We start from the raw sequence: 8,870 nt of genomic DNA, 5'->3' as shown, positions 1-8,870 counted from the left end.
TCTCATTGCCGCTATCGTGGTGGCGGCGGGCCTCTACCTGTTCCAGCCCTGGCGGATCTTCACCAGCTCAACAGTCATCGAGGATCTTCCGGTTGCCCCCGCCCCGGCCTCGCAGTCGCAGGGACCCGCGGAAACGCCGTCCACTCCGTCCGCCGGCGCTGCGCCTTCGGCCGGTATCGCACCCTCCGCGGGCCCCGCACCCTCCGCCGGCCCCGCACCCTCCGCCGTCGCCGCTCCGCGGGAACTGGCAACAGGCCAACTCATCTCCCACGAACACGCCAGCTCGGGAACGGTGAAAATCCTCGAGCTCCCTGATGGAAGCCGGATCCTCCGCTTCGAAGGCCTGGACACCTCAGACGGCCCCGATCTGCACGTATGGCTCACTGATGCACCGGTGGTTGAGGGAACAGCAGGCTGGTACCTTTTCGACGACGGCCGCTATCTCGACCTGGGCTCCCTCAAGGCCAACAAAGGCAACCAGAACTATGAGATCCCGGCGGCGACGAACCTGGGCGACTACACCTCGGTCAGCATCTGGTGCGCCCGTTTCACTGTGTCTTTCGCCGCCGCCGAGCTGACCACATAGCCGGCCCCGGCACCAGTTGGATGTCCGCTGCGCCACGCCGGAACATGCACGGAAGCCCTTAGTTCACCGGGTAAACTTGTTAGAGGAACTGTTAGGCCAGAAGCGTCCGGTTCCACTCTCCCTCCCCCTTGAATGGAACACCCCTTAATGTCCTCCGCGATTTCCGCGCCGGCGCCCCAGCGTTTTCCGCTGGCCGCCATGATGGTCCTGGCCACCATCGCCTTTACCGCCATCACCACCGAGCTGCTCCCGTCCGGCCTGCTCCCCCAGATCAGCACCGGGTTGAACGTGTCCGAACCGGTGGCCGGCTACCTCGCCGCGGCGTACGCCGCCGTCATTGTGGTCACCGTGGTGCCCGCCGCACGGCTGCTGGCCAACATCCCCAAGCGACCCTTGCTGGTGGCGCTTGTCCTGACCTTCGCCCTGAGCAACGCGCTGGTGGGCCTGGCCCCGGACTTCACCTTCGCGATGGTGGCCCGGCTGGTGGGCGGCCTGGCGCACGGGCTCCTGTGGACCACCATGGCCCCGTACGTCGCCCGCGTGGTCCCGGCGGACAAGGTGGGCAAGGCCCTGGCAGTTGTGTTCAGCGGCAACAGCCTGGGCCTGGCAATCGGCGCACCCATTGGCACTGCGCTGGGCACAGTCCTCGGCTGGCGCTCAGCGTTCCTTGCCCTCGCCGGGTTCGGTGTGGCCCTCGCGGTGCTGGGGTTCTTCTTCCTCCCGTCCGTCAAGCGCGGCGCCGGGGAAGCCCGTCCGTCCATGCGCGCGGCCATCGCCCAGCCCGGCGTGAAGTCCGTGGCCATCGCTTGGCCATTGCTTGTCCTGGCGCACTTCGCGCTCTTCACCTATATCGCCCCGTACATCCGCGAAGCCGGCCTGCCCGACTACGCCATCAGCCTCTCCCTCACCGTCCTGGGCGTCTCCGGCCTGCTGGGCATCTGGATCGCGGGCATGACTGTGGATTCCCACCCGCGCCGTTCGCTGCTGATGACGACGGCGGCAATTGCGGCTTCGATGCTTGCCTTGCCGTTTGTGGGTGGCAGTCTCTTCTTCGCCCTGGCTTTGATGACCGTGTGGGGCGCGGGGCTGGGGGCCATCGGCATCTACAACCAGTCCGCCATCCTCCGGGCCGGCCGTGAGAACAAGGACGCAGCCAACGGGCTGACGGTCCTGACCATCCAGCTGGGCATCACTATCGGCGCCCTCTACGGCTCGGCCTCGCTGGTTGTTGCCGGGCCTTTGCTGGTTCCCGCAGCGGCTGCGATTCCGGTTCTTGCAGCGCTGGTGATCGCTTGGGCGGGGAAGACGGCGGCCTACCCGCCGGGCCCGCGCGAGTCCACGTGGAAGAGCCCGCGGCCTGTCGGCGAGCGCGAGAGCCTGCACTAGACCGTTGGAATGACTCCGAGCCGCTGCATCCCGGTAGTGGTCCGCCCCGCTCCAGCCGGGCTCAACTGCGGATTCCCCTGGCACCCATTCCGCGCCGCCGCCCCGGCGGGTGGCCCGTTGCGGGGTGGATGCGGCGCCAGGGCCTGTGAACGTGGCTCACTGTGGGGTCCGCAGGAGGGGATGCTGTTGCTACCAGCGACGATCCATGCCTGCGGCGCCGCAGCCTAAGGAGTACGAATACGGTCAAGCCCAGCCAGGCCAATGCCACACCAAAAATAAGGAACACCGCCGGGATCGCATCCATGGCTCAGTTTAGGCGCGGGACCCTGCACGCGGCTTACCTGTTTTCCGGCATCTGGCTACGTGCTTTACGGCTATCCGGCGGCGGGCACCTGCTAACGCTTCTGCCTCTTGCGAACCCAAAGAAAGGAGCCGGCGACGGCTGGGGGGTGGTGCCCGTGGTCTCAGACGGACACTCTCGTCGCCGGCCCCGGCCTGGTACCTGAGAATGCCCTCAGGAAGTTCAACGGGCGGAGACCTCAGCGCCGTGAATCTCAACTGCGCTGTGCAGCAAGCTTATGCAACACCCTCCGGGTGCGGCACGAGTAGCCGGTACTCGTTTAGGGGCCGGCGCCTTACCTGCCGAGCCTGGCGCAGCCGGACGACGCCGTCTCCCCCGTGTTCCGTGCCGAAGGCGTACGCGGCGAAGGGATAGCTTGTGACGGTTCCGCGCCAGGCCGGCGCCAGTCTTAGTCGGTGGCCAGGGCCGAACGCATCTTGACCAGTTCGTTCAGCGGCGGGCGCGGCTCACGGCGCAGCCTGATGTTTTCGGGCAGGCCCCGGACGTTGACTGTTTCACCGTCGATGTGGATTGAGAGCCGGTTGTCATCGCCGGAAAAGGGGACATTCTCGAAGTGGAAGTACGTGTTGTGCGGGGGCAATGTGGGTGCAAGCCAGACCTCGTCCCAAGGCAGCCCGGGATCGAACCGCAGCAGGGTCCGGATGAGCTGGACGGGGGCGGCCGACGCCCAGGCCTGCGGGGAACAGGAAGCAGGGTACGGGACGGGGTCAGGGTAGGCCGCCCGGTCCAGTCCGCAGAAGAGTTCCGGCAGCCTCCCGCCGAAACGGTCCGCCGCCTCCAGCAGGGAGTACGCCACTTTCCGGGCCTCCTTGACGAAGCCGTGCCGCATCAGCCCTGCGGCGGCGATCGCATTGTCGTGGGGCCACACTGATCCGTTGTGGTAGCTGGCTGGATTGTAGGCTCCCATGTTCGATGCCAGTGTCCGTATCCCCCACCCGGTGAACATTTCGGGGGACATCAGGTGTTCCACCACTTGCGGCGCCTTGGAGTCATCAACGATTCCGGTCCACAGGCAATGGGCCATGTTCGAAGCCAGGGCGTCGACGGGTTTCTTGTCCCGGTCGAGGGCGATCGCGTAATAGCCGCGGTCCGGGAGCCAGAACTGGTCGTTGAATTTTCGTTTAAGTGTGGACGCTTTGGCCAGGCAGGCATCCGCCGTGGCTCCGTCACCCGCGGCGATCGCCATCAGCGCCCTGCCGAGGTAGGCGGCATAGGCATACCCCTGGACTTCGCAGAGGGCGATGGGCGGCTCCGCGAGGGACCCATCCGCGAAATTCACTCCGTCCGCGGAATCCTTCCAGCCCTGGTTGCGCAGGCCCTTCTCCGTTTTCCGCTGGTATTCGATGAAGCCGTCGCCGTCGCTGTCACCACAGTCCTCCATCCACCGGATGGCCCGGTCTGCCGCCGGAAGCAGCCGGCGGGTGGCGTCATCGTCAAGCCCCCACCTGCTCAGCTCGGCCAGGACGACGACGAACAGCGGGGTCGCGTCGACGCTCCCGTAGTACACGCCGCTGCCGCCCAGTGCGAGCCCGGCGCTGGCGCCGAGGCGTACTTCATGGAGGATTTTCCCCGGCTCTTCCTCGGAGGCTGCATCCACTTTTGTTCCCTGGTAATCCGCCAGGGTCAGGAGCGTCCCCTTCGCCAGGGAAGGATCCAGGAGCAGGGACATAAAAGAGGCAAGGAGGCTGTCCCTGCCAAACAGTGCCATAAACCAGGGTGCACCTGCAGCAACCACAGCCCGGTCAGGGTGCTCCGGGTTGAAAATGCGAAGGGACCCCAGGTCTTCCTGGCTGCGCCGGATGATCTTCTCCACCGAGCGGTTCCGCAGGTTGGCCGTCGGCATGGACTTGCGCCATTCCATGACACGGCGGACGGCATCGGCTGCGGGCGCGCCTGTTTCGGCGTCCGGCTCCCCGGCAGTCCCTTCCAGCAGGGGTGTGGCCGAGATGGTGAATGACCAGTGCCCGTGGGCTTCGATGGTGGCGGCCAACACCAGCCTGTCCCCCTCGACCGTGGCACCAGGGCAGGCGACGGTGATGCGCCGGGTGTGGCCCTCCCGCACTGACTCCAGCGTTACTCCGTCCTGAATGCATCGACGCGACCGGTGCCGGGGAACCCGCTTACCTTCCTTCACCTCGAACAGGCTGGCAAAGTCGGCGTCAACAAACAGCTCCACGTGGCAGTGCTGCGGAATCCTGGAGTAGTTATGCACCGTGACTATCTCCGTCAGGCTTGTTCCCAGCTTTCGTTCCCGGTCAATGAGGAGGGAGGTATCGGCATGATCGGGCCTGCGGGCCCTTCCGACGAAGACGCCGTGGAAAGGGTCCGGCGTACTCGCCGACAACGCTTCAACCGGCAGGCCCTGGACTTTCAGGGCCCAATCACTGATGAAGCGGGTGTCCTGGAAGAACACTCCGTGAGGGAGGCCCGCTGCCATATCCCCGTTGGAGGACGAAATGCAGAATGAAGTCCCCTGAATCAGGGTGACTGCTCCGGGACCAACGGAGCCGGCGTTATTCTCGACATCCCCGTTGGCCATCTTCGGCTTCTTCCACAGCACTTCACGGTCGAAACTTCTTCCCTAACTATCGGAGATCCTGTTGCCTCCGGCAAGAGGCCACCAGCCGGGTCGTTGCCCATGCACGGACCCTGCAGAAGATTGTGGGCCTTTAGCGGGAGGAACGGGAACATCATTGCGGGTCAGACGGTTATCACCATATAAGAACGTTCTTCCACACCGGAGGGAGGCACGGCGATGAGGTGGCGTGGCCCAGCCGCTGCCCGGAGTCTGGTTCAGGATGATGGACCAGCAGGCGCCCGGCCCTCCCGCGCGGAGCGCCGCAACGTTGCCCGAAGCCTGCAGACTGACGACGGCGTGCACCCGTGGAGCCGGTACGTGGCACTGGGTGATTCCTTCACCGAGGGGGTCGGGGATCCGGAACCGGCCAGCACAGGAGGACTGCGGGGGTGGGCTGACCGGGTTGCCGAAGAACTGGCTGCGGGCCGGGCCGATTTCGGCTACGCCAACCTGGCAGTACGGGGCCTGTTGCTGCAGCAGATCATGGACCAGCAGATCGGCAAGGCACTGGCCCTGCAGCCGGACCTGGTCACCTTGTCAGCCGGCGGAAACGACATGGTGTTTCACGGCACTGATCCGGACAAGCTGGCAGCAAGACTCGAGGCCGGTGTGAGCCAACTGGCTCAGGCAGGCCCAACGATCGTGTTGTTCACCGGACCGGACTGGGGTTCCACCCTGGTCCTGGGCCGCAACCGTGCGAAGGTGGCCATCTTCAACGAAAACGTCCGCGCCCTTGCTGCCCGCCACGGCGCACACATCGCAGATCTGTGGGCGCTGACCCAACTCAGGGAACGCCGGATGTGGGACCCTGACCGGCTTCACCTCTCGCCGCTGGGACATCACACCGTCGCCATGGCGGTACTGGAAGCCCTCAACGTCCCGCACACCCTGCAGCCCCTGGAGCCCAAGAGCCTGCCGGCAAGCAGCTGGCGCCAGGCAAGGGCGAGCGACCTGTCCTGGGCCAGGGCATACCTTGTCCCCTGGGTGGTCAGGCAGGTCCGCCCCCACGGAACGGACGGGGAGCTGCGCGCCAAACGCCCGTTCGCCGGCCCGGTGTTCCCGGCCGGAAACCCGCCGGCACCAGCCCTGGCCCAAGTGAAGAGTTAGCGTTTGGGTGAGCGGGATTTCTCCACATTGGATCAACCGATACGGGGGGTGCCGCGCAAAGGAGGCCAGTTCATGCCGATGCAGCATCCAGTGAAGGTACGGCGGATCTATGACGATCCGCTTCCGGCAGACGGCACCCGCGTCCTTGTGGACCGGCTCTGGCCACGCGGATTGACCAAGGAAAAGGCGCGTCTCGATGACTGGTGCAAAGGCGTAGCCCCGTCCACCGAACTGCGGAAGTGGTACGCCCACGATCCCCGGCTTTTCGATGAGTTCAGCCGGCGCTACCGGACGGAACTCCAGGAGCCTGCCGCAGCCACAGCCCTTGACCATCTCCGCACCCTTGCCGGGCAGGGTCCCCTGACGCTGCTGACTGCCACCAAGGAACCCGGTATCAGCGAAGCAGCGGTGTTGTGTGAGCTGATCACCGCAGGGTGAGGCGGTGGCTTACCGGTCCAGCTTCACCGCTGTGAACAGCACCGCCGAGTCCTCCTCGGCCTCCAGGCTGTGCATCCGGTCCGGGACGATCAGGAGGTCCCCGGCCTTGCCCTGCCATGCCTCGCCGCCGGACTTCAGCCAGACGGATCCCTTGAGCACGAACACTGTGGCTTCGCCGGGGTTCAGGTGTTCGCTGAGCTGAGTGCCGGCACGGAAGGCCATGACGGTCTGGCGCAGCCTCTTCTCGTGGCCGCCGAACACCGTGTCTGAAGCACGTCCGCTGGATTCCGATACGGCCGCTTCGAGTTGCTGACGGGCCAGGGCATCAATCGATATCTTCTGCATGAGGACACCGTACCCACGGGCCGCGCCCGGATCGAGCTAACGCTGCCAATTCCGGCCCACAAAAGAACCGCGACGGCGGCACCTGGCCGGGTGCCGCCGTCGTACGCCCTGATCCCAGCCCGCTACGTGAGCTTCGGAACCAGGACGGGGGTGTCCTTTTTGTAGGCCTCATAGTCGGGCTGGCCGCCCCACTTCCTGTCCGCCTTCTCCTCGAGGGGCGGCACGCCGCTGCCCCGGACCAGCAGCAGCGCCACAAACACCGGCGACACCAGGGCAACCCACTGCCAGCCCTGCAGCACGGGCAGGGCGATGATGGCGATGCCCACCCAGAGCGTGATCTCGCCGAAGTAGTTCGGGTGCCTGGACCTGGACCAGAGGCCGGTGTTGATAAAGCGGCCCTTGTTGGCGGGGTTGGCCTTGAAGCGGGTCTTCTGGACGTCCGCCACCGTCTCCAGCGCGATACCCAGGGCCCACACCAGCAGCCCCACCCAGAAGAACCCGTCCAGGCCCACCTTCTTGTCCGAGGTGATCGCCACCCACGCGAGGGCAGCGGTGAGCACCACCCACAGGCCCTGCAGGGTCCAGGTGTTCAGGAAGCGGGCGAAGTCAGTCTTGAGCTCGTCGAAGCGGTCGTCCTTGCCGTGCTTCATCACCCGCCGGAACAGGTAACTGCCAAGCCGGACCGCCCACAGGACCACCATGGCCGCCAGCAGCAGTCCGCGCGCATCCACGCCCGGGCTTGCCAGCACCACGAACACCGTGATGGCGATATAGGTCAGGGCGCCGGTGAGGTCGTAGAACTTTTCCGTCTGCGCCTTGTAGGACGGAACGAACACCAGCCACTGGATCACAAACGCGGCAGCCACCCCCAGCGCGAACACCGGCAGCCCGCCCATCGTGGAGCCGCCCTGGCTTCCGGCCACGGCAATAAGCACCCCCGCCCCCACGGCGATGGGGACGCTGATGAGTGCCTTCCGGCTCTTCTCGTTCATGCGGTTGGTCCTTTCAACGGCGCTCGCTCACATAGTCTTCGGAGCGGGGACGGTGTTGTATGGGTGGCGTGCGCCATGCTGTGAGCGAAGCAGGAGGAGAGTGTCAGTCCCCGGGGGTAGGCTCCGTGTCAGGAGAATTGACCACCCGCAGGAGGGGCACCACATGACGGAGTTCGAGGACCAGGGCGTGTCTTTGACCGCCCTCGCCGTGGCTGCGGGCCGGGCCGTGGAAACCTCCCGGCCCGATGCCCTGGTGAAGGACCGGTTCGCTGCCGCGCTCGTAGAGGCGGCCCATTCCCATGTGGATTTCCCGACGTCGTGGCCTTCCGATCCCGGGGCCTTGTCGCCTTTGCAGCAGCCTCTCCTGCTCGCTTCGATCTACATCGGCGTGCGGACCAGGTTCATCGACGACTTCCTCCAGTCCGGGCCGGCCACGGGGCAGACTGTGGTGCTCGGCGCAGGGCTGGACACCCGCAGCCACCGGCTGGACTGGCCCGAGAGAAGCCAGGTCTTCGAAATCGACCACGCCAACGTCCTGGACTTCAAAGCCGGCGTGCTCGCACGCCTGTCGCCGCCGCCGTCGTGCGAGCTCATCACCCTGGCTGCAGACTTGTCCGAGCCGTGGCGGGCACTCCTCCTGGCGGTCGGCTTCGACGCCGGCCAGCCCACCACCTGGGTCCTCGAAGGCCTGCTCCCCTACCTCAATTCCGCGGCCCAAAAGGCTGTGCTGTCGGAGGTGATGGAGCTGTCCGGTCCGGGATCACGCGCTGTGATCGAGCGTGCTGTACCGCTGCCCAAGACAGAAGACTTCGAAGCCAAGCTCCGCGACTTCAGCCTGCAGACCGGGCTGCCCATGAGCGAGCTCCTAGCCCGGGCCGACCCGCCGGACCCGGAGAAACTGTTGACAGGTGCAGGGTGGCGCTGCGAAGGGCACGCGGTCCAGGACCTCTGCGAAACCTACGGGCGCACGTTGTCGCTCAGTCCGGCTGACCCCGCCCACCGCGCCAAGCCCGAGCAGCCCCCACACGACCATTCCCGCGGCGGCTTCGTCACCGCCTGGCGGCCTTAGCCGGAGGA

8 protein-coding genes are annotated in these 8,870 nt (G+C 66.1%); 5 read left to right on the top strand and 3 right to left on the bottom strand.

Features of this window, described 5'->3' with window-relative positions:
- On the top strand, nucleotides 1–586 hold a 586-nt coding region (locus FNL14_RS18220), incomplete at its 5' end, for a DM13 domain-containing protein (protein ID WP_142062886.1).
- Nucleotides 587–733: 147 nt separating this feature from the next.
- Nucleotides 734–1,972, top strand: a complete 1,239-nt coding sequence (locus tag FNL14_RS18215; protein WP_142062883.1) for an MFS transporter — start codon at nucleotides 734–736, stop codon at nucleotides 1,970–1,972.
- Between the two features lie 749 nt (nucleotides 1,973–2,721).
- On the opposite strand, the gene FNL14_RS18210 is transcribed toward FNL14_RS18215, so the two are convergent.
- Entirely contained in the window at nucleotides 2,722–4,872 is a 2,151-nt protein-coding gene (locus FNL14_RS18210; protein WP_142062880.1) for a glycogen debranching N-terminal domain-containing protein, read from the bottom strand.
- Nucleotides 4,873–5,088: 216 nt separating this feature from the next.
- Here FNL14_RS18210 and FNL14_RS18205 point away from each other — a divergent pair, with 216 nt between their 5' ends.
- On the top strand, nucleotides 5,089–6,018 hold the full coding sequence (locus FNL14_RS18205) for an SGNH/GDSL hydrolase family protein (RefSeq protein ID WP_142062877.1): 930 nt from the start codon (nucleotides 5,089–5,091) through the stop codon (nucleotides 6,016–6,018).
- A 72-nt stretch (nucleotides 6,019–6,090) separates the two neighbouring features.
- Nucleotides 6,091–6,456: a DUF488 domain-containing protein gene (locus FNL14_RS18200; protein ID WP_142062874.1), complete on the top strand. Its 366-nt coding sequence runs from the start codon at nucleotides 6,091–6,093 to the stop codon at nucleotides 6,454–6,456.
- A 9-nt stretch (nucleotides 6,457–6,465) separates the two neighbouring features.
- Here FNL14_RS18200 and FNL14_RS18195 read toward each other — a convergent pair whose 3' ends face one another.
- Nucleotides 6,466–6,801, bottom strand: coding sequence for a cupin domain-containing protein (locus FNL14_RS18195; RefSeq protein WP_142062871.1), 336 nt, complete (start codon nucleotides 6,799–6,801; stop codon nucleotides 6,466–6,468).
- Between the two features lie 122 nt (nucleotides 6,802–6,923).
- Nucleotides 6,924–7,793: a DUF1295 domain-containing protein gene (locus tag FNL14_RS18190; protein WP_142062868.1), complete on the bottom strand. Its 870-nt coding sequence runs from the start codon at nucleotides 7,791–7,793 to the stop codon at nucleotides 6,924–6,926.
- Between the two features lie 163 nt (nucleotides 7,794–7,956).
- On the opposite strand from FNL14_RS18190, the gene FNL14_RS18185 reads away from it, so the two are divergent.
- Nucleotides 7,957–8,862 carry an SAM-dependent methyltransferase gene (locus FNL14_RS18185; protein WP_142062865.1) on the top strand — a complete coding sequence of 302 codons (906 nt, stop codon included), beginning with the start codon at nucleotides 7,957–7,959 and terminating at the stop codon, nucleotides 8,860–8,862.
- Nucleotides 8,863–8,870: the final 8 nt, after the last annotated feature.

Origin of the sequence: Pseudarthrobacter sp. B4EP4b (assembly GCF_006680095.1) — a bacterium.
Taxonomy (GTDB): domain Bacteria; phylum Actinomycetota; class Actinomycetes; order Actinomycetales; family Micrococcaceae; genus Arthrobacter.
This window is presented reverse-complemented; position numbering and strand designations above follow the sequence as displayed.

Bases quoted from the DNA above. Each gene is read 5' to 3' on its own strand.
- FNL14_RS18185 (WP_142062865.1), top strand. From the start codon at position 7,957: ATGACGGAGTTCGAGGACCAGGGCGTGTCTTTGACCGCCCTCGCCGTG.
- FNL14_RS18200 (WP_142062874.1), top strand. From the start codon at position 6,091: ATGCCGATGCAGCATCCAGTGAAGGTACGGCGGATCTATGACGATCCG.
- FNL14_RS18210 (WP_142062880.1), bottom strand. From the start codon at position 4,872: ATGGCCAACGGGGATGTCGAGAATAACGCCGGCTCCGTTGGTCCCGGA.
- FNL14_RS18215 (WP_142062883.1), top strand. From the start codon at position 734: ATGTCCTCCGCGATTTCCGCGCCGGCGCCCCAGCGTTTTCCGCTGGCC.
- FNL14_RS18195 (WP_142062871.1), bottom strand. From the start codon at position 6,801: ATGCAGAAGATATCGATTGATGCCCTGGCCCGTCAGCAACTCGAAGCG.
- FNL14_RS18190 (WP_142062868.1), bottom strand. From the start codon at position 7,793: ATGAACGAGAAGAGCCGGAAGGCACTCATCAGCGTCCCCATCGCCGTG.
- FNL14_RS18205 (WP_142062877.1), top strand. From the start codon at position 5,089: ATGAGGTGGCGTGGCCCAGCCGCTGCCCGGAGTCTGGTTCAGGATGAT.